The following is a 19,851-nucleotide window of genomic DNA, read 5'->3' on the forward strand; positions in this document are numbered from 1 at the left end:
GACCGCAAGCGCCTCAGCGCGTGCGGTCCGGGTCGATGAGCCAGACCCGCCAGCTTTCGAACACCACGATCACCGCGATCGCCAACACGCAGAAAGTCACCGCCTGGAAGCCCTCCGGCTGGGGCGCGAACGGCGCGGCCAGCATGCCCGCCAGGCCGCCCCAGAAGAACAGCCGCCCGGCCAGCCGGTTGGCCTTGTCCCAGGCCAGACGGCTCTGGAACGTCCAGGGCGTGCGCACCCCGATCAGGGCGTTGGGACTGGTCTTGCCCAGCACGGCGCCGACGAAGCCCAGGATGGCGCTGACCATCGCCATGCCGAACCGGGGTCCGGGCTTGTCGCCCCAGCCCCAGGTCAGGCAGGCGTCCAGCAGGGCGATCAGGGCCAGGACCAGCAGGACGACGAACCGCGCCGCCGCCTGACCTCGCCGCGCGCTGGTCCCGCCCAGGCCCGCCGGAGCCCTGCGCGCCCCGATCCAGCCAGAGACGGTGATCACCGCCGAGATCACGGCCAGCACCAGCACGAACAGGGCCATCTCGCCCCGGCCGCCCCAGCGGTCGACCTGCCCCTCGGCGTTGAAGTGCATAGGCAGCGGATGGGTCGGCCCGAACAGGGCGATGGTCCCCGCCAGGCCAAACTGGCCCACGGTCAGGATCCACGACGCCGCGTCGGCCCCGCGCGTTCGATCAGTCATGGTTGAGTTTCCCCGTCGGCTCGGCCTTCGGGACCGAGTCCATAAGCTCCAGCAGCACCGCCACCGCCTCCTCGATCGCCGAGATGCACAGGCGGTAGCGGATGGCGGTCCCGTCGCGCTCGGCCTCGACCAGGCCCGCGTCCTTCAGGGCGGTCAGGTGGCCGGTGATCGTCGGCCAGCTCATCTCGAACGCGGCGGCGATCTCGCCCGACAGCATCGGACGGTCGCGCAGCATCGCGATGATCTGCCGGCGGGCCGGATGGCCCAGCGCTTTGAAGACGCCACTCATAGGCAAGAAGCTAATTAGGAGTTTTCCTAATATCAAGAGGCAGCATCGCCAAACTCCAAACATTTGTTCGAATTCCCCCTTCCTCTGGCCCCGACCGGAACGCTAGTCTCCCAGCCAAACAAGGGAGAGACGGGATGAAGGCCGCTGTTCTGCGCGAGGTGGGCAAGCCCCTCGAGATCGAGACCGTGGCCATCGGCAAGCCCGGCCCGCGCGAGGTGCTGATCCGCACCAAGGCCGCCGGCGTCTGCCATTCGGACCTGCACTTCGTCGAAGGCTCCTACACCCACCCCCTGCCCGCCGTGCTGGGCCACGAGAGCGCCGGGATCGTCGAGGCGGTCGGCGACGAGGTGCGGACGGTCAAGGTCGGCGACCATGTCATCACCTGCCTCAACCCCTATTGCGGCCACTGCGAGGTCTGCCTGACCGGCCACATGAACCTGTGCATCAGCCCGGAGACCAAGCGTCCGAAGGGCGCCGAGCCCCGGCTGTTCAAGGAGGACCTGAACGGCGGGACCGGGCCCATGGCCCAGTTCCTGAACCTGTCGTCCTTCGCCGAGATGATGCTGGTGCACGAGCACGCCTGCGTGGCGATCCGCAAGGACATGCCGTTCGACCGCGCCGCCCTGATCGGCTGCTCGGTGATGACCGGCGTGGGCTCGGTGATGCACACCTCCAACGTCCGGCCGGGCGAGACCGTGGCGGTGATCGGCTGCGGCGGCGTGGGCCTGGCCACGATCAACGGCGCGGCGATCGCCGGGGCCGGCCGGATCATCGCCATCGACCGCATGCCCTCCAAGCTTGCGCTGGCCAAGACGTTCGGGGCCACGGACGTGGTCGACGCCTCGGCGGTCGACGACGTGGCCAAGGCGGTGCTGGAGCTGACGGGCGGCGGCGTCCACCACAGCTTCGAGGCCATCGGCCTGAAGGCCACCGCCGAGGCCTCGTTCAAGATGCTGCGTCGGGGCGGCACGGCCAATGTCATCGGCATGATCCCGGTCGGCACCAAGATCGAGCTGCACGGCGTCGACTTCCTGGGCGAGCGCCGTATCCAGGGCAGCTACATGGGCTCCAACCGCTTCCCGGTCGACATGCCGCGGCTGGTCGACTTCTACATGAACGGCAAACTGAAGCTGGACGAGCTGATCTCGCGCCGGATCAAGCTGGAGGACGTCAACAGCGCGTTCGACGAGCTGAAGCGCGGGGAACTGGCGCGGTCGGTGATCGTCTTCGATTGATCACGCGAGCGGCTGGTCTAGTCCAGTTGTCACACCACTGACGAACCCTGCGTGTAACTCCGGCCCAGCTTATCGGAGTGTCCCCATGTCCCAGATCGACCGCCGCGGCCTGCTGGCCGCCATCGGCGCCATGGCCCTGCCGCCGGCCCTGGCCCGCGCCGCCGCGATCGACGCCGACATCCGCACGGGCACGATCAAGGACGTCGAGCACGTGGTGATCCTGATGCAGGAGAACCGCGGCTTCGACCACTATTTCGGGACGCTGAAAGGCGTGCGCGGCTTCGGCGACCGCTTTCCGATCCCCGTGCGCGACAAGGGCTCGCGCCAGGACGGCTCGGTGTTCGTCCAGGCGCATGGCGACCGGCTGCTGGCCCCGTTCCCGCTGGAGACCACCAAGACCTTCGCCCACATGCGGGTCGAGAGCACGCCGCACAGCTGGACCAACGCCCAGGACGCCTGGGACCAGGGGCGCATGGACCGCTGGCCCGACTCCAAGGAGCCCTGGTCGATGGGCTATTTCGAGCGGGCGGACATCCCGTTCCAGTTCGCCCTGGCCGAGACCTTCACCGTCTGCGACGCCTATCACTGCTCGACCCAGACCGGGACCAACACCAACCGCCTGTTCCTGTGGACCGGGACCAACGACCCGGCCGGAACCCACGGCGGCCCGTCGATCTCGAACTCGCACGACAACTTCGCCGAACAGGGCGGCGCGGCCGAATCCTACACCTGGACCACCTATCCCGAGCGGCTGCTGAAGGCCGGCGTCTCCTGGCGGATCTATCAGGACATGGCCGACAACTTCACCGACAACCCGCTGGCCGGCTTCAAGGCCTATCGCGACGCCCACAAGGATCTTCCGGGCTCGGACAAACGCCTGAAGGACCTGGCGCTGACCACCTGGCATCTGGACAAGCTGCGCGAGGACGTGGTGGCGGGTCGCCTGCCTCAGGTGTCGTGGATCATCGCCCCGGCCGCCGACAGCGAGCATCCGGCCCCGTCCAGCCCGGCCCAGGGCGCGGACTACACCGCCCGGGTCATCGACGCCCTGACCGCCGATCCCAAGGTCTGGGCGCGGACGGTGTTCCTGGTGATGTTCGACGAGAACGACGGCTTCTTCGACCACATGCCGCCGCCGGCCCCGCCCTCGCGCGACGCCGCCGGCAAGCCGATCGGCGGATCCACCGTCGACGTCGCCGGCATGCATCATCAGGTGCGCAACCCCACCGAGGCCAAGGCCGAGCGCGACGACCTGATGGGCCGTCCCTACGGCCTGGGCCCGCGCGTGCCCCTCTACGCCATCTCGCCGTGGAGCCGGGGCGGCTTCGTCGACAGCCAGGTCTTCGACCACACCTCGGTGATCCAGTTCCTGGAGAAGCGCTTCGGGGTCATGGAGCCGAACATCGCGCCCTGGCGGCGGGCGGTGTGCGGCGACCTGACCAGCTGCTTCGACTTCAAGACGCCGAACGACAAGCCGTTCGCACCCCTGCCCCCGACCGCCGAGACGGCCGCCCGCGCCGCCAAGCTGCCCGAGATCAAGCCGCCGACCCCGACCACGATCGTCGCCCCGGTCCAGGACACGGGAGCCCGCCCCTCGCGCGCCCTGCCCTACGCCCCGGCGGTCGACGGACGCTTCCGCGACGGGGCCATGACCCTCAGCCTGGCCAATACTGGCGCGGCGACGACCGTGCTGCAGGTCTATGACCGCCTGCGGCTGGACGCCGTCCCGCGCCGCTACACCGTGGGGCCGGGCAAGCGCCTGGAAGACGCCTGGCCGACCGGGGCCTATGACCTGTGGGTGCTGGGCCCGAACGGCTTTCACCGGCGCTTCACGGGCGAGGACGCCGGCGTCGAGATCGCCACCCGCGCCAAGGGGGCGATGCTGCTGGTCACCCTGAGCAATATCGGCAAGACGCCTCGCAAGGTCTCGCTGACCAGCCCCGAGGGCCTGGACGCCGCGCCCTGGCAGGTCACCCTGGCGCCCTACGAGACCCACGCCCGCGCCGTCCCCACCCGCCAGGGCTGGTACGACCTGACCGCCCGCCTGAACGGCGAGGAGACCTGGCTGCGCCGCCTGGCCGGCCGGGTCGAGACGGGAAAGGACTCGATCAGCGATCCGCTGATGGGCGGGGCGGCGCTGCTGACGCTCTGATCGGCGGCAGGCTAGAGTGTGCGCGAAGTTCGAGGATTCGCCGCATGCTCCGTCCCTCCCTGTCCGCTCTCGCCCTCGCCACGGCCCTGGTCGTCCTCCCCGCCTCCGCCGCGACCGATCCCGCCAAGCTGGTCGCCTCGCCAGCGTTCAAGAAGGCCGTGGCCAAGCTGGATGCGGACTACGACCGCACGGTCGCCGACATCGTCACCCTGACCGAGATCCCGGCCCCGCCGTTCAAGGAGGAGGCCCGCGCCAAGGCCTATCTCGAGATGCTGAAGGCCCACGGCCTGACCCATGTCGAGATGGACGCCGAGGGCAACGTCATGGGCGTCCGTCCGGGCGCGGCGACCCAGGGCAAGGGCCCGTTCGTGGTCATCGCCGCCCACCTCGACACCGTTTTCCCCGAAGGCACCGACGTGAAGGTCAAGCGCGAGGGCACGCGGCTGATGGCCCCCGGCATCGGCGACGACACCCGCGCCCTGGCCACCCTGCTGGCCTATTTGCGCGCCCTCGACGCGGCCGGGATCAAGACCAAGAGCGACATCCTGTTCGTCGGCAATGTCGGCGAGGAGGGGCCCGGCGACCTGCGCGGCATCCGCCACCTCTTCAACAAGGGTGCGTACAAGGGCCGGATCAGCGCCTTCTTCTCGATGGACGGTTCGGACCCGTCGCGGATCGTCGACAAGGGCGTCGGCTCCAAGCGCTATCGCGTGACCTTCAAGGGTCCGGGCGGCCACAGCTACGGCGCGTTCGGCATCGTCAACCCGATGGCGGCCATGGCCAAGGCGGTGACCGACCTCTACGCGGTCGAGACGCCGAAAGAACCGAAGACCACCTATTCGGCCAGCGTCACCGGCGGCGGCACCTCGGTGAACTCGATCCCGGGCAGCGTCTTCATGGAGTTCGACATGCGCTCGGAGAGCGCGGCCGAGCTGGCCAGGCTGGACCAGACCCTGGTCGGCATCCTCGACAAGGCGGTGGCGGGCGAGAATGCCGCGCGCTCCACCAAGGACGGCAAGATCAGCTACGAGGCCAAGGTCATCGGCGAGCGGCCGGCGGGGAACACGCCGCAAACGGCGGACATCGTGGTGCTGACGGCGGCGGCGGCCACGGCCCTGGGCTTCACACCCCAGCACGAGGACAGCTCGACCGACTCCAACGTGCCGATGAGCTTAGGGATTCCCGCCGTCACCATCGGCGCCGGCGGCAAGGCCGGCCGCGCCCATGCCCTGGACGAGTGGATCGACGTCGAGAAGGCCGAGAGCCTGAAGGGCATGCAGGTCGGCCTGGCCGCCCTGCTGGCCGTGGCGGGGGTGGACTAAGGCTTCGCCGGCGCCTTCCGCGTCACCAGCCAGATCCCGCCGCACACCAGGGCCAGCGCCGCGGCGTTCTTCCAGGCCAGCACCGGCTCGTGCAGGAACAGCGCCGACAGCAGCACCCCGAACACCGGGATCAGGAAGTTGAACACCGCCAGCAGGCCGACCGGGTTGTGCTTGATCAGCAGGCTCCACAGGGCGAAGGCGGCCGCCGACAGCCCGGCCATATAGGCCAGCAGGGCCAGGGAGCGCGCGTCGAAGCCCGTGAGCGCCCCGCCGCCGGCGAAGCCGATGGCCAGGAGGCCCGCGCCGCCGATCGACAGCTGCCAGCCGGTCATCACCATGGGGTCGACCTTCTGCGAGATCGACTTGCCCCAGATCGAGGCGGCGGCCAGCACGAAGGCGGCGGCGACCACGAAGCCCTCGCCCAGCAGGCTGAACTCGAAATCCAGCCCCTTTCCCCCAAGGTTCACGGCCAGCACGCCCGCGAAGCCCAGCAGGCAGCCGGCGACCTTGCGCGGCGTCAGGCGATCATCGGGGAACAGGAAGTGGGCCAGGATCACGCCGAAGAACGCGCCGGTGGCGTTCATGATCGACGACTTCACGCCGGTGGCGTGCGCCAAGCCGACATAGAAGAACACGTACTGCAGCGTGGTCTGGAAGACGCCCAGGCCGACCACCCGCGCGACCTGGTCTTTCGGCACGGCCAGCGGCTTGCGGTTCAGGACGGCCAGCACCAGCAGGATCAGCCCGGCCGCCAGGAACCGCCAGCCGGCGAACAGCATCTGCGAGGCCGTATCGGTCTTGGCCACGTGCAGCAGGGCGTAGCCCGCCTTCACCGCCGGAAACGCGCTGCCCCACAGCAGGCAGCACAACACCGCCATGCCGACGACGAAGCGGCGGTCCTGATAGAGATTGGCTGGGTGAAGGGTCTGGGAGGGGGACAAGGCGGAACCTGAAAAAGACATCGCCGCTCCACGACAGGCGGAGCGGCGACTCGACGGTCCTTCTAGGCAGGCCGATCCGGCGGTTCAACCGCCCTAGGCGAATACGGTGAGCAGGACGGGCAGCACCGTCCCGGCGATCAGCAGGCCCCAGGCGACCTTGCGGTCACGCCCGTAGTTCACCGCCATCCAGACGCCCAGGACGGTGGCCGCCGTGAGCGCCAGGGCCACGACCAGGAAGATGGCCTTCAGCAGCACCGTGCCGACCTGGGGGCCTTCCTCGCGTTTCTCCGGCGTGGCCGCCTTGGCGGCCCCGGGCGCGGTCGGCGCGGCGGCCGGCGGCGCGCGCTTGGGCTTCAGCTGGAAGACCTGGTCCTTGTGCAGCATGCCCAGCTTCTCGATCACCGGCGCCGGCTGGTAGGCGCCGCCGTGCGACTCGTGGAGGCCGTACAGCTGGAGCGCGCCGGTCAGCGCGAAGAAGATGACGCTGGGCGCGATGAAGACCCCCAGCCAGGTGTGGATGCGGCGGATGAAGGCCAGCCTGAGGGCCGGGTTGGCGCGCGGGGGCTTGGTCACGACGGGCTCCTGATGCGGCCGCTGGCCGGCCGGGAGCTTGACCTTAGCGGCTCGGCCGCGCCGCGCCCTTGATATGGCTCAGGTCAGCGCAGGCTGCTCTTGACCCTGTCCAGGTCCGCCGCCGCCAGCTTGGGCGTGTCGTCGCCGACGACGGTCGCGCCACCATCGGCCAGCATGCGGTCGATGCGGGCCTTCTGCGACTTGAACGAGGCCAGTTCCGAACCGGCCAGGATGGTGCCCTGCGGGACCTTGGCCCCGACCGGATTGATCCGCTCGCCCTTCAGCCAGACCTCGTAGTGCAGGTGCGGGCCGGTCGCCAGGCCGGTCGAGCCGACATAGGCCACCACCTGGCCCTGGCGGACATGGACGCCCGGACGGATGCCGGACGCGTAGCGCGAGATGTGGCCGTAGCCGGTGTCCCACTGGCCCGAATGGCGGATGCGCAGCCAGTTGCCATAGCCGGCCCAGCGGCGGGCCTCCAGCACCACGCCGTCGCCGGCGGCCAGGATCGGCGTGCCCGTCCCGGCCCCGAAGTCGACGCCCTTGTGGGCGCGGGTGTAGCCCAGCACCGGGTGCTTGCGCTGGCCGAAGGTCGAGGTGATCCGCGCGCCGTCCACCGGCGTGCGCAGCAGGAAGCCCTTGATGTTCTTGCCCAGCGCGTCGAAGAACTGTGTCTTGCCCTCGGCGTCGCCCTTGCGGTCGAAGGCGTAGAATTTCTGGCCCTTGACCTCGGCGTATTCCAGGTCGCCAGCCTCGATGGTGCGGCCGCTCTCGGTGACCTTGCGGTCGAACACCAGGCAGAAACGGTCGCCTTCCTTGATGTCGCGCGAGAAGTCGATCTTGTGCGAGAACAGCTTGGCCGCCTGGCTGATGATCGCCGGCGTGCCGCCGACATTGGCCACGCTCTCATAGAACGAGCCGTTCATCTCGCCGCAGGCGACCTTCTGCTCGTCGCGGACCTTTTCCTCCAGCTCGCGCAGGCGCAGGGCGCCGTCGAAGGTGCGCGAGACGGTCAGGGTCGAGGATGGGCTGGCCCGCATCGACAGGCCGACCAGACGGGCCGGGCCGCGCTGGCCCCGACGCTGGGCGATGGCGGCCTCGAAGGCCATGCCGGCCTTGATGTTGACGGTGTCGATGGCGCCTTGCAGGACCGAGACGACGGCCTGGGCCTCCTCGGGAGCGACGCCCGCGCGCTGCACGGCGCCTTGCAGGGTCTCGCCGGGGCGAACCTTGACCGCGACGTTCTCGGGACGCTCGAAGCCGGGCTGGGCCTCGGCGCTGGCGAAGGCCACGTGTTGCAGGGCGACCAGGGCGGCGGGATCCAACGCCGCCTTCTCCGTTCCCGGAGTCTTGGCGTCGTCGGCGGTCAGCTTCCAGCCCAGGCCCAGCGCCGCCAGGCCGGCGACGGCGATGAAAATCCTCGGCGCCCAGCGCGTCGCGCTGCGTCGCGGATCAAATTCCTGCATCGTGCCCCCGTCGGTGCGATGCCGCGCAAGTCAAGATGACACGGCTAGGATGCCCCCCTAGCGGTCGTCGGACCGGACCATGCTCAGACATGCTCGCGGCGGCAAGGACTATTCGGCGCTTCGGCCGATTTGTCACGGCATGGTTAACATCGGTTAACAGCCGAAACGTAACCATATGATCCAAATAAGAAAACGCCCACCGTCTCCGGTGGGCGTCTTGTGTACGCTTCACATTTACGCTTACTGAATTCGTCCGAGATCAGGCCGCGTTGACCTGTTCGTTCGGGTCGCGCAGCACGTAGCCGCGGCCCCAGACCGTCTCGATGTGGTGCTTGCCATGCGCCGAAGCGGCCAGCTTCTTGCGCAGCTTGCAGATGAAGACGTCGATGATCTTCAGCTCGGGCTCGTCCATGCCGCCGTACAGGTGGTTCAGGAACATTTCCTTGGTCAGGGTCGTGCCCTTACGCAGGGAGAGCAGCTCAAGCATCTGATATTCCTTGCCGGTCAGATGCACGCGGTTGCCGTTCACTTCGACGGTCTTGGCGTCGAGGTTGACGATGATGTCGCCGGTCTTGATAACCGATTGGGCGTGCCCCTTCGAACGACGGACCACCGCGTGGATGCGGGCGATCATCTCGTCCTTGTGGAAGGGCTTAGTCATGTAGTCGTCGGCGCCGCCGGCGAAGGTCTTCACCTTCGTATCGATCTCGGCCGTGCCCGACAGGATCATGATCGGGGTGTTGATCTTCGCGACCCGCAGGGTGCGCAGAACATCGATGCCGCTCATGTCAGGCAGATTGAGGTCGAGCAGGATGAGATCGTAGTCGTAGATCTTGCCCAGATCGACGCCTTCCTCACCAAGATCCGTCGTATAGACGTTGAAGCCCTCAGACTTCAGCATCAGTTCGATGGTCTGCGCCGTCGCGCTGTCATCCTCGATCAACAGTACGCGCATGAGCCCCTCCACGCCAAATCTGGCGTATTCGAACGTCTTAGGCGGAGAGCCGCCGGTCAAACTCTTCGACCACTTTGCCGGAGAGTTAATTTAAGACTGGTTAATGGTGAATGTTTCCGTCGGTCGAATGGTTAATCTGATTTGCGAATCGGGTGCAAGCGGGTCTCGACCCCTTGGTCACATTGGTCGCACGCGTCGCAGGGGGCCTGTTGGGACGCCCGAGCGACCGCCGGAAATCGCCAGGATCCGTGCCCTGAAAGCGGTCCGAACGCCGTTACTCCGTTAAGGCGCGGGTCGACGCCATTCGCACCTGAGGCAAGATTGCGGCGTTCCGTCGCGGGAATTTGATCGCCATGCTCGCGCTTTCCGGGTGCTCTCCTGACGACCGAAGCTGAGCCGTTTCAAGGGGCCGCGACGCCCCGCCGCAGGGCTTCAGGCCGGCTTTTCCGCCGCCAGCCAGCCGGCGGCCCGCAGCCTGGCCACCGAGGCGCGGCTGACGGGGGCCGTTTCGCCGTCCACCAGCCTCAGGCGCAGGTTGCGGCCGTCGCGCTCGACGCCGGCGATCGCCCGCCGCGCCACCCACCACGAGCGGTGGACCTGCAGCCCCTCGACGCCCGTCAACCCCGCCGTCACCCGCGCCAGCGGCCCCATCTCCAGGCGCGAACCATGCTCGGTGCGGATCCGGACATAGTGGTCCTCCATCCTCAGATAGAGGACGGCGCCGGGGTCCAGCGCCGGCGCGGCGGTCTCGACGGGGACTAGCCCCTCGCGCGCGGGCGCATGCGAGCGCGGGTACGGGTAGGGGCGCACGCGGATGAAGTAGTAGGCCAGCACCAGGGTCGTCGCGATCGCCACGCACTGGCCGTACCATTCCAGCGGCGACACGGCCCGGGCGATCCCCGGCCACAGGGCGATGGCGACAACGCGCAGCGGCGCGCCCTGCAGGACGCTGCCGACCAGGATGACCGGCGGGATCATCGTCCAGTCCGGCCAGCCCAGCCGCCGCGCGCCCACGCCGGCCAGTCGCGCCAGGCCGCCGAACAGCAGCATCCCGCAGGTGAGGCTGCCGGCCCAGTAGGCGATCCGCAGCGCTGGCCCGCCGTTGAAGAAGCTGCCGAACGGCCCCATCAGCCCCAGCAGCACCCCGACGCCCACGGCCACGCCAAGGTCGACCGCCCATTCACGGGCGGTCCCCAGCAGCGGCGGGTCGGAGACGCGGGTGGTCATGCCCCTCGTATAGATCGCCGTTACGCGGAGTCGCCAGTCTCCGCCCGTTCGCCGCTTCGCGAACCCATTCGCCCATTCGCGCAGGAACGCTGGCCGGACGGCGTTTCCGCCCTCAAAGCGGGGGCCATCGTCACTCGCTGAAGGACCGTCATGTCGCTCCGCCACGCCCTCGCCGCCGCCCTGCTGGCGGCTGTCGTTTCATCCCCCGCCCTCCTTCCCTCCCAGGCCCTCGCCGCCAACGCCGGCTTCATGGTGCTGCGGGAGCCCCGCGCCGATGGTCAGGCGCCGGTCGAGGTCGGTATCTGGTACCCCACCGACGCCAAGCCCACCTTCATGGCGCTGGGCAGCTGGGGCCACACGGTGGCGGCCGGCGCGCCGGTCGCCGGCGAACACCTGCCGTTGATCGTCATGTCGCACGGCAACGGCGGGTTCTTCGGCGGCCATGCCGACACCGCCCAGGCCCTCGCGGAAGCCGGGTTCGTGGTCGCCGCCCTCACCCACCCCGGCGACAACTACAAGGACCAGAGCCGCGCCAGCGCCATGAGCGACCGTCCCGCCGCCCTCTCGGCCCTGATCGGCTGGATGCTGGAAAGCTCGCCGCTGAAGGCGAAGTTGGACCCCGCCCGCGTCGGCGCCTTTGGGTTCTCGTCGGGCGGCTTCACGGTGCTGGCGGCGGCCGGCGGCGAGCCGGACCTTTCCAAGGTGCTCGCCCACTGCCAGGCCCATCCGGCCAATTACGACTGCCAGCTGACCGCTCGCATCCCGATCCCCGCCGACGGCCTGACGGCCCGTTGGATCCACGACCCGCGCATCAAGGCCGTGGTCTCGGCCGCGCCGGCCCTGGGCTTCACGTTCGGCGCCGACGGCCTCTCGGGGATCACCGCGCCCGTGCAGCTGTGGAAGGCCGCCGACGACGAGATCCTGCCCGGCGACGACTACGCCGAGGCGGTGCACCGGAACCTCTCCCGCCCCCACGATTATCGCGTCGTCCCGGGCGCGCGGCACTTCGACTTCCTCACCCCTTGCGACACCGCGCCGCCGGGCGGGGCCCAGGCCCTGTGCGCCAGCGCGCCGGGCTTTGACCGGCGGGCGTTTCACCGGACGTTCAACGCCGCCGTGACCCAGTTCTTCACCGACCAATTGGTCGCACCGGTGAAGTCGCTTCCGGGTCACTGAGTTCATACCCGATTAACCACGATGGCCGAGTCTGCGCGGGTGCTTCAGGAGCTGTCTTGCGTAGCCTCATCGCCGCCGTCGAACGTATCGATCCCCTGACCGTCTATGGCCGCGTGGCCGCCGTGAACGGTCTCTTGATCGAAGCCCGGGGCGGCCTGACCCGCCTGGCGGTCGGCGCGCGCGTCGAGATCAGCCGCATGGGCGAGAAGCCGCTGCCGGCCGAGGTCGTCGGCTTTCGCGAGACCCGCGCCCTGCTCATGCCCTTCGGCCCCGTCGAGGGCGTGGCCCCGGGCGCGGAGATCCGCATCGTTCCCGAAGGCGCCGTGGTCCGTCCGACCAAGGCCTGGCTGGGCCGGATCATCAACGCCTTCGGCGAGCCGATCGACGGCCTGGGCCCGTTGCCCCAGGGCGAGGTCCCCTATCCGCTGAAGACCTCGCCGCCGCCGGCCCACGCCCGCGGCCGGGTGGGCGAGCGCCTGGATCTGGGCGTGCGCTCGATGAACGTCTTCACCACCACCTGCCGGGGCCAGCGCCTGGGCATCTTCGCCGGCTCGGGCGTCGGCAAGTCGGTGCTGCTGTCCATGCTGGCCAAGGAGGCCACCTGCGACGCCGTCGTCGTCGGCCTGATCGGCGAGCGAGGCCGCGAGGTCCGCGAGTTCGTGGAAGAGACCCTGGGCGAGGAAGGCCTGCGCCGCGCCATCGTCGTGGTCGCCACCTCGGACGAGCCGGCCCTGACCCGCCGCCAGGCCGCCTACATGACCCTGGCGATCAGCGAGTACATGCGCGACCAGGACCAGGAAGTCCTGTGCCTGATGGACTCGGTCACCCGCTTCGCCATGGCCCAGCGCGAGATCGGCCTGGCCGCCGGCGAGCCGCCGACCACCAAGGGCTACACGCCCACCGTCTTCACCGAGCTGCCCAAGCTGCTGGAACGCGCCGGCCCCGGCCCGATCCGCCCGGACGGCACCACCGCCGCCCCGATCACCGCCCTCTTCACCGTCCTGGTCGACGGCGACGACCACAACGAGCCGATCGCCGACGCCACCCGCGGCATCCTGGACGGCCACATCGTCATGGAGCGGGCCATCGCCGAGCGCGGCCGCTTCCCGGCCATCAACGTGCTGAAGTCGATCAGCCGGACCATGCCCGGCTGCCAGCACCCGCACGAGCGCGACATCGTCAAGGGCGCGCGCCAGGTGATGGCCGCCTACGCCAACATGGAAGAACTGATCCGCATCGGCGCGTATCGCGCCGGGGCCGACCCGGTGGTCGACCGCGCGATCCGGCTAAATCCTGCGATCGAGGCTTTCCTCAGCCAGGATAAGGAAGAAGCAACTAGTCTGGACGACTCTTTCGGTCATCTGGGGCAGATCCTGGCGAGTGAGTACTGATGACCAAGTGGGCCGCCTCGCTGATCCGCATCTCGAACCACGAGGTCGAGACGCTGCAGAAACGCCTCGCCGAGATCACCGAGCGTCGCGTCGCCGCCGAACTGCGCATCGCCATGCTGGACGCCGAGGCCGAGCTGGAAGCCAAGAACGCCGAGGGCGACGCCGCCGCCGGCTGGTACATGATCGGCTACCGCGAGGGTCACAAGCGCCGCAAGGCCGACATGCTGCTGCAGGTCGAGCAGTGCCAGCAAGAAGAGGTCGGCGCCCGCGACGCCCTCTCCGAGGCCTTCGAGAACCTCAAGAAGTACGAGCACGTGGCCGAGCAGGCCAAGGTGCTGGCCGCCAAGAAGCTGGGCGCCTTCGAGTCCGCGCAGCTGGACGAGCTGAGCATCCGCCGCGCCGCCGTCGGCGGGCGCTGAGCGCCGACACGCGAAAACGGACGATCCTCGCCCGGGTCCGCGCGCATACACCAAATCTCAAGCGGCCCGCGACATTGTGTCCGCATGAGACCGACCCTCCAGGACATGGACCGCCGCGACGCCGGCCCGGCCAAGTCCCCGATCGCGATCCGCACTTAGGGGGCGCGGCGGGATGTGGGGCTTCGCGCGAACCGAGACGACGAGGGCCAACGCCAGGTTGGCCGCCCTGGTCTGCGCCTATGTCTGCGGCCTCGGCTACAGCCTGTTCCTGGCGGGCGCCACGCACAACATCCCGACGATCTGGACCGCCAACGCGGTGGCGATCGCCGCCTTCCTGGTCCTGAATCGGCGCCAAGCCGTGGCCTTCATGCTGGTCACCGCCGCGCTGCACGCGACGCTGGAGCTGACGATCGGCGCCTCGGCGCGGTTCGTGGCCCTGGTCACCGTGCTGGACACCCTCCAGACGGCCGGGACCGCCGCCCTGCTGCACGGGATGCGCGTGCCGACCCGCGTGCGCGATCCGCGCAGCCTGTTCACGGTCATCGTCGCCGCCTCGGCCTTGACCGCCATCGGCGCGATCCTGGTCAACGGCCTGATCGCGATCAGCGGCGGCCACGCCTTCTTCCGACGCTGGGGCGACTGGACCACCTCCAACGTGCTGGGCGTCGCCGTCATCCTGCCCGTCGCCCTGATCCTGATGGACCGCCGTCACCGCGAGGGCTTCCACGTCCGGCCGCTGGAGGCCGCCGCCACCCTGCTGCTGGTGATCGCCATCTCGTCCTGGGTGTTCGTCAACGACGCGACGCTGCAGGTGCTGCTGTTCGCCCCGGCCCTGCTGGCGGCGTTCCGGGGCGGTCCCCGCGCGGTGGCGGTTGTGGTCACCACCTCGCTCGCCGTGGCCATCCCGGCCGTGCTGCATCGCACGGGCCTGGACATCAGGGTGGCCCTGTCGCCGCTGCGCCACGCCCTGCTCTTCCACGTGGTGCTGTACGCGGTCAGCTTCGTGGCCGCCCTGGCCCTGAGCCGCCAGGCCCGCCTGCAGGCCCTGCTGCTGCGCCGCCAGTCGGCCGCCCGCGCCGCCCAGAACCGCGCCCTGGCCGCCAGCCAGGCCAAGTCCGACTTCCTGGCCACGATCAGCCATGAGATCCGCACCCCGCTGAACAGCATCCTGGGCTTCGCGGCGCTGGTCGCCGACGACCCGAACCTGTCGCCCGAGAACCGCCGCCGCCTGGACCTGGTGAGCCGCGCCGGCCGCTCTCTGGCCGAGATCGTCGGGGACCTGCTGGACTTCGCCAAGGTCGAGGCCGGGCGCCTGGACCTGGCCCTGACCCCGACCTCGCCCGCCGCCCTGCTGCGCGACGCCGTCGCCATCCTGGCCCCCGAGGCCGCCGCCAAGGGCCTCTATCTGCGCACGGTCTGCGCGGCCGAGGGCGAGGGCGACGTCGACCGGACGCTGGCTTTGGACGAGACCCGCCTGCGCCAGGTGCTGATGAACCTGCTGGCCAACGCCCTGAAGTTCACCGCCCAGGGCGGGGTCACCGTCAAGCTGACCGCCGGTCCGGAGCCGGGCGCCCTGCGGTTCGAGGTGTCCGACACTGGCATCGGCATCGCCGCCGAAGTGCAGGCGCGCCTGTTCCAGCGCTTCTCGCAAGCCGACAGCTCGATCAGCCGCAGCTACGGCGGCACGGGCCTGGGCCTGGCGATCAGCAAGGCGCTGGTCACCCGCATGGGCGGCGCCATCGGCGTCGAGAGCCAGCTGGGCGAAGGCGCGCGCTTCTGGATCGCCCTGACCGCCGAGCCCGCCGCTGTCCCTCCGCCCGCCGTCGCGCCGACGCCGGAAACCACCACCGAGCGCGCCGCCCGCGTGCTGCTGGTCGACGACCATCCGATGAACCGCGAGCTGGGCAAGGCGCTGCTGACTCTGGCCGGCTGCGAGACGATCACCGCCGACGACGGCGCCCAGGCGCTGCGGGCCGTCCAGGCCGGCGACTTCGACCTGGTGCTGATGGACGTCCACATGCCGGGGATGGACGGCCTGGCCGCCGCCCGCGCCATCCGCGCCCTGGCCGGTCCCGTCGCCGCCATCCCGATCGTCGCGCTCAGCGCCGACGTCCTGCCCGAGCAGATCGCCCGCTGCCGCGCCGCCGGCATGGACGACCACGTCGCCAAGCCTATCCGCCGCGAGGAGCTGATCGCCGCCGTCGCCCGCGCCCTGCAAGGCGCCGCCGAACGGCCGGCCGCGGCCAACGCGTAGGGCTTGGTCGACGAAAGAACAACGTTCGTCGTTTATGACCAACTTGTAAGTTGAGACTTACCTCGTCCGCCCGTACATCGCGCGGCCTCGGCGAAGTAACGCCGGTATTTCTCCTTCAAAAGCGTACCCGGGACCGCGCGCGACGGCTGTTGCGCGCCGCGCGGCCGGTCGCGCCCAAAGCCTGAAAGCAAGACTTCAAATGATCCACCACCTGTCCGTCAGCGCCGCCGACCCGCAAGGCGCGGCCGAGTTCTTCGCCAAGGTCATGGACGGCGTCGTCGTCGACTTCCCGCCCAATCCCGGCAGCTACATGGTGTTCAAGGCCGACGGCATGGGCACTGGCATCGAGATCTATCCGGCCGGCAGCGTCATGGTCCCGAACGGCGATCCGGGCGCGATCTTCACGCGTCAGTCGGAAGCTCAGGACCGCCGCTCGCCCACCCACTTCGCCCTCAGCGTCTCGACCTCGCGCGACGACGTGCTGGCCATGGCCGCCGACAAGGGCTGGGAGGCCTATGTCTGCGATCGCGGCGGCCACTTCCACGTCATCGAGGTGTGGGTCGAGAACGCCTGGCTGGTCGAGATCCTGCCGCTGGACTTCGCCGCCGAGTACCTGACCTTCGCCAACGCCGTCTCGGCCCTGGCCGACCCCAACACGGCGCTGGACTCTCACCAGCCCCAGGCCCGGACTCTGGAACACGCCTGAGGGGCGCTAAACTCTCCGCGCTAACAAGTGTCATCCCGGAAGCCTCGCAGAGGCTATCCGGGACCCAGGGGCCAAGCGCAGTGTGGTGACCCCTGAGTCCCGGCTCTCCGCTTCGCTACGCCCGGGATGACACTGGAGAGTAGCAGTGACAGGGTCCCTCACCCGCCGGCGAAATAGGCCTTCAGCCGCGCGGCCTCGGCCGGGGTGATGGCCATCACCGCCCCGTGCTTGGGCCCCGCGAAGTTCGTCGCCTTCATCGGCGAGCCGGGCTCGTTGAAGCGGCCCAGGTTCTTGAAGTGGACGAAGTCGGTGGTCTCCGAGAAGCCCATGTTGTTCTTCGGCTTGGCCCCGAACACGTCGTACATCAGCACGTAGGTCCCCGTTCCGTGGCGGCGCCAGAGGTTCGGCGCCTCGGTGCTGACGGTCTCGGGATCGACCTTGGCCGGGTCGAAGACATAGCCGCCATTCGCCCGGTCCGAGATCGCCTGCTTCAGATAGCCGGGCGTGTCATGGGCCACGTAGAACAGGTGGTACTTGCTCCCGACCTTGGTGATGTCGCCGTCGATGGCGGCCTTGCCGGCCACCGGATACGTAAACAGCGACTGGGGCGCGGCGGTCAGGGTCGTGAAGGCCGGGTCGGCGTAGGCGTAGACCAGCGAAGCCGGCTCATCGAGGAAACGGGTCGTGAAATAGACCATCAGCTTCTTCTCGGCCGGGTCCCAGATCGTCTCGGGCGCCCAGGCGGCGCTGCGGGTCTCGTCCTTGTCGAACAGCTTGGCGACCGGGACCCGCGCATGGGTCCAGTGGATCAGGTCGTACGACCGCATCAGGATCAGGTTCCGGTTGTTGCCCCAGCCATAGGGCTTCTGCGGCCGCTCCCACTGGGTGTCGCGCAGCCCCGCCTCCTTGGCGAAGATGTGCAGGTCGGTCATGGCCAGGTAGAAGGCCCCGTCCGGACCGCGCATGATGTGCGGGTCGCGCACGCCCTTCTGCTCGGCCAGCTGGCCGCCGGTGAAGATCGGCTCGCCGCCGTTGACGTCGGTGAAGGTGTAGCCGTCGGCCGAGGTGGCGAAGTAGACCGCGTGGGTCTCGTCCTTGAAGTAGACGAGAAGATAGGCGCTCTGGGCCTTGTCGGCTGGGACCGGCTGGGCGCGGCCGGCCAGCTTGTCGACCAGCTCCAGGGTCTTGGACGCGACGGGGGACCCAGCGATCGCCGGGGCGGCGCAGGCCAGGAGGGCGACGGCGGCGACGGCCGCCCGCAGCAGACGTTTCATGCGCATCGCTCCTACTTCACCGGATCCAGGCCGATCACGGTCACCGAGTGCGGCGGCAGCTCCAGCGTCGCCGATGACCCGGCGGCCTTGATCGCTGCGGGCTGCGGCTTGACCCGCGTGGGCGCTGCGAAGGTGTTGAACGCGCCCATCTCGTCGGCCGCCAGGGTGTCGCCCTGGGCGCCCTTGAAGGTGTAGCCGGGCGCCGTCGGCGTGATCTTCAGCGGCTGGCGGGGATCGAGGTTGGTGAACGACAGCCACAGCTTGCCATCCTTGCCGACCGCCCCGATGGCGTCCAGGCGCGGCAGGGTCACGTCGCCTTCCTGATAGGTCCCGGCGTCGTAGGCCAGCGGCACGACCTTGGCGTCCTGGAACGCCGTGTACATCCGGAACAGGTGGTAGGTCGGCGTCAGCAGCATCTTGTCGCCGTCGGTCAGGATCATCGCCTGCAGGACGTTGATCGTCTGGGCGATGTTGGCGCCCTTCACCCGGTCGGCGTGGCGGGCGAAGATGTTGAGGTTCAGGGCCGCGACGATGGCGTCGCGCTGGGTGCTCTGCTGGTACAGCGACGAGCCCGGCGCGCCCTCCTCGACCTTGAACCAGGTTCCCCACTCGTCGACGAGCAGCCCGACCTTCTTGGCCGGATCGTACTTGTCCATGATCGCCGCGTGCTTGCTGACCAGCTCCTCCATCCACAGGGTGGACTTCAGCAGTTCGGCGTACTGATGGGCGTCAAAGCCGGTGGCCCGCTCCGGCTTCTTGGGCCAGGTGTAGCTGTGCAGGGAGATCGCATCGATGTCCCAGCTGTAGATCTTCTTGCTCCAGGCCTGCATGACCGTCTCGGTCCAGCCGTAGTCGTCGCGATCCGCGCCGACGGCCACCTTCAGCATCTTGTCGGGCCCGCTCTTCTGGGCCGGGTTGAAATTCTTGGTGAAGGTCGCGAACTGACGCATCTCCTTGGCGTAGTCGCTGGCCGTCATCGAGCCGCCGCAGCCCCAGCTCTCGTTGCCCAGGCCCACCATCGCCACCTTGAACGGCTTTTCGCGCCCGTTGGCGACCCGCAGCTTGCCCAGTTCCGAAGGCTTGTCCGTGGTCATGTATTCCAGCCACTCGGACGCCTCCTGCGGCGAGCCGGAACCGACATTGACCGAGACGTAGGCGTCGGCCCCGATCTGGTCGACGAAGTCCATGAACTCGTGGGTGCCGAACTGGTTGGTCTCGAGCACGCCGCCCCAGCTGGAATTGGTCGTCGTCGGGCGTTCCTTCCCGACGCCGTTGCGCCAGTGGTACTCGTCGGCGTAGCAGCCGCCCGGCCAGCGAACGTTGGGAACCTTGATCGCCTTCAGCGCCGCCACGACGTCGTTGCGGATGCCGCGCGTATTAGGGATCTTCGAGTCCGGCCCGACCCAGATGCCCTCGTAGACACCCCGGCCGAGATGTTCGGAAAATTGTCCGAGTATATTGCGGTTTATGATGGGACCGGGCTTGCCGGCGTCCACCGTGACGGCGACGTCGGGCGCGGCGGCATGAGCCAAAGCGCCGATCGACAAGGCGAACGCGAGCGGCGCGGCGAACCAAAGCGGCTTCATGAAAGCTTCCGACCCCAAATTTTATTTGTCTGATTATTCGACAGCGTAGACCCTGGCGCCCTGCGCTTGTCAAGACTGGCCAAGGCGGCCGCGCAAGGCCCGCTGACGCCTTCTTTCGCGCATTACGGCGAGTTCACTTCCCTCGCTACACGTGTAGCGCTACGTATGTAGCGACACACTGGCGAACAGTGAGC

The 19,851-nt window shown here is 68.9% G+C and carries 17 protein-coding genes; 8 read left to right on the forward strand and 9 right to left on the reverse strand.

The features are described 5' to 3' along the window. Positions 1 to 13 precede the first annotated feature (13 nt). Together K8940_RS18800 and K8940_RS18805 are read right to left on the reverse strand one after the other, a co-directional pair. Positions 14 to 691 carry an SdpI family protein gene (locus K8940_RS18800; protein WP_223391590.1) on the reverse strand — a complete coding sequence of 226 codons (678 nt, stop codon included), beginning with the start codon at positions 689 to 691 and terminating at the stop codon, positions 14 to 16. Continuing rightward, a complete protein-coding gene (locus tag K8940_RS18805; protein WP_223391591.1) occupies positions 684 to 980 on the reverse strand; it encodes a metalloregulator ArsR/SmtB family transcription factor in 297 nt (98 codons plus the stop codon). The genes K8940_RS18800 and K8940_RS18805 overlap by 8 nt, the downstream gene beginning before the upstream one ends. Positions 981 to 1,114: 134 nt before the next feature. Here K8940_RS18805 and K8940_RS18810 point away from each other — a divergent pair, with 134 nt between their 5' ends. The 3 genes from K8940_RS18810 to K8940_RS18820 all read left to right on the forward strand — a co-directional run bounded on the left by K8940_RS18810 (position 1,115) and on the right by K8940_RS18820 (position 5,689). Continuing rightward, complete coding sequence (locus K8940_RS18810) at positions 1,115 to 2,215, forward strand: Zn-dependent alcohol dehydrogenase (RefSeq protein WP_223391592.1); 1,101 nt, start codon at positions 1,115 to 1,117, stop codon at positions 2,213 to 2,215. Between the two features lie 85 nt (positions 2,216 to 2,300). Continuing rightward, entirely contained in the window at positions 2,301 to 4,367 is a 2,067-nt protein-coding gene (locus tag K8940_RS18815; RefSeq protein ID WP_223391593.1) for a phosphocholine-specific phospholipase C, read from the forward strand. 44 nt (positions 4,368 to 4,411) lie between these two features. Next, positions 4,412 to 5,689: a M20/M25/M40 family metallo-hydrolase gene (locus K8940_RS18820; protein ID WP_223391594.1), complete on the forward strand. Its 1,278-nt coding sequence runs from the start codon at positions 4,412 to 4,414 to the stop codon at positions 5,687 to 5,689. On the opposite strand, the gene K8940_RS18825 is transcribed toward K8940_RS18820, so the two are convergent. From K8940_RS18825 to K8940_RS18845, 5 genes are all read right to left on the reverse strand, one after another. Further along, positions 5,686 to 6,651 carry a DMT family transporter gene (locus K8940_RS18825; protein ID WP_411675566.1) on the reverse strand — a complete coding sequence of 322 codons (966 nt, stop codon included), beginning with the start codon at positions 6,649 to 6,651 and terminating at the stop codon, positions 5,686 to 5,688. The two genes, K8940_RS18820 and K8940_RS18825, sit on opposite strands and share 4 nt — an antisense overlap. Positions 6,652 to 6,723: 72 nt before the next feature. Continuing rightward, positions 6,724 to 7,203 (reverse strand): hypothetical protein, encoded by a 480-nt coding sequence (locus K8940_RS18830; RefSeq protein WP_223391595.1) that lies wholly within the window; start codon positions 7,201 to 7,203, stop codon positions 6,724 to 6,726. 83 nt (positions 7,204 to 7,286) lie between these two features. After that, a complete protein-coding gene (locus tag K8940_RS18835) occupies positions 7,287 to 8,669 on the reverse strand; it encodes a M23 family metallopeptidase (protein WP_223391596.1) in 1,383 nt (460 codons plus the stop codon). A 259-nt stretch (positions 8,670 to 8,928) separates the two neighbouring features. Next, on the reverse strand, positions 8,929 to 9,624 hold the full coding sequence (gene ctrA / locus K8940_RS18840; RefSeq protein WP_223391597.1) for a response regulator transcription factor CtrA: 696 nt from the start codon (positions 9,622 to 9,624) through the stop codon (positions 8,929 to 8,931). A gap of 432 nt (positions 9,625 to 10,056) precedes the next feature. After that, the gene (locus K8940_RS18845) at positions 10,057 to 10,851 is read right to left on the reverse strand and encodes a LytTR family DNA-binding domain-containing protein (protein WP_223391598.1); all 795 of its coding nucleotides are present in this window, start codon (positions 10,849 to 10,851) and stop codon (positions 10,057 to 10,059) included. Positions 10,852 to 11,001: 150 nt separating this feature from the next. On the opposite strand from K8940_RS18845, the gene K8940_RS18850 reads away from it, so the two are divergent. The 5 genes from K8940_RS18850 to K8940_RS18870 all read left to right on the forward strand — a co-directional run bounded on the left by K8940_RS18850 (position 11,002) and on the right by K8940_RS18870 (position 16,797). Continuing rightward, positions 11,002 to 12,027: an alpha/beta hydrolase family protein gene (locus K8940_RS18850; protein ID WP_223391599.1), complete on the forward strand. Its 1,026-nt coding sequence runs from the start codon at positions 11,002 to 11,004 to the stop codon at positions 12,025 to 12,027. Positions 12,028 to 12,083: 56 nt separating this feature from the next. Next, positions 12,084 to 13,418, forward strand: a complete 1,335-nt coding sequence (gene fliI, locus K8940_RS18855) for a flagellar protein export ATPase FliI (RefSeq protein ID WP_223391600.1) — start codon at positions 12,084 to 12,086, stop codon at positions 13,416 to 13,418. Next, complete coding sequence (locus K8940_RS18860) at positions 13,418 to 13,837, forward strand: flagellar export protein FliJ (RefSeq protein WP_223391601.1); 420 nt, start codon at positions 13,418 to 13,420, stop codon at positions 13,835 to 13,837. The genes fliI and K8940_RS18860 overlap by 1 nt, the downstream gene beginning before the upstream one ends. 172 nt (positions 13,838 to 14,009) lie before the next feature. Continuing rightward, positions 14,010 to 16,091 (forward strand): ATP-binding protein, encoded by a 2,082-nt coding sequence (locus K8940_RS18865; protein WP_223391602.1) that lies wholly within the window; start codon positions 14,010 to 14,012, stop codon positions 16,089 to 16,091. A 199-nt stretch (positions 16,092 to 16,290) separates the two neighbouring features. Then, the gene (locus K8940_RS18870; protein WP_223391603.1) at positions 16,291 to 16,797 is read left to right on the forward strand and encodes a VOC family protein; all 507 of its coding nucleotides are present in this window, start codon (positions 16,291 to 16,293) and stop codon (positions 16,795 to 16,797) included. Positions 16,798 to 16,955: 158 nt separating this feature from the next. On the opposite strand, the gene K8940_RS18880 is transcribed toward K8940_RS18870, so the two are convergent. Further along, positions 16,956 to 18,071 (reverse strand): glycoside hydrolase family 43 protein, encoded by a 1,116-nt coding sequence (locus K8940_RS18880; protein WP_223391604.1) that lies wholly within the window; start codon positions 18,069 to 18,071, stop codon positions 16,956 to 16,958. Between the two features lie 11 nt (positions 18,072 to 18,082). Further along, positions 18,083 to 19,657 (reverse strand): alpha-N-arabinofuranosidase, encoded by a 1,575-nt coding sequence (locus K8940_RS18885; protein ID WP_223391605.1) that lies wholly within the window; start codon positions 19,655 to 19,657, stop codon positions 18,083 to 18,085. Positions 19,658 to 19,851 lie beyond the last annotated feature (194 nt).

It is taken from the genome of Caulobacter segnis, from assembly GCF_019931575.1.
Taxonomy (GTDB): Bacteria; Pseudomonadota; Alphaproteobacteria; order Caulobacterales; family Caulobacteraceae; genus Caulobacter; species Caulobacter segnis_C.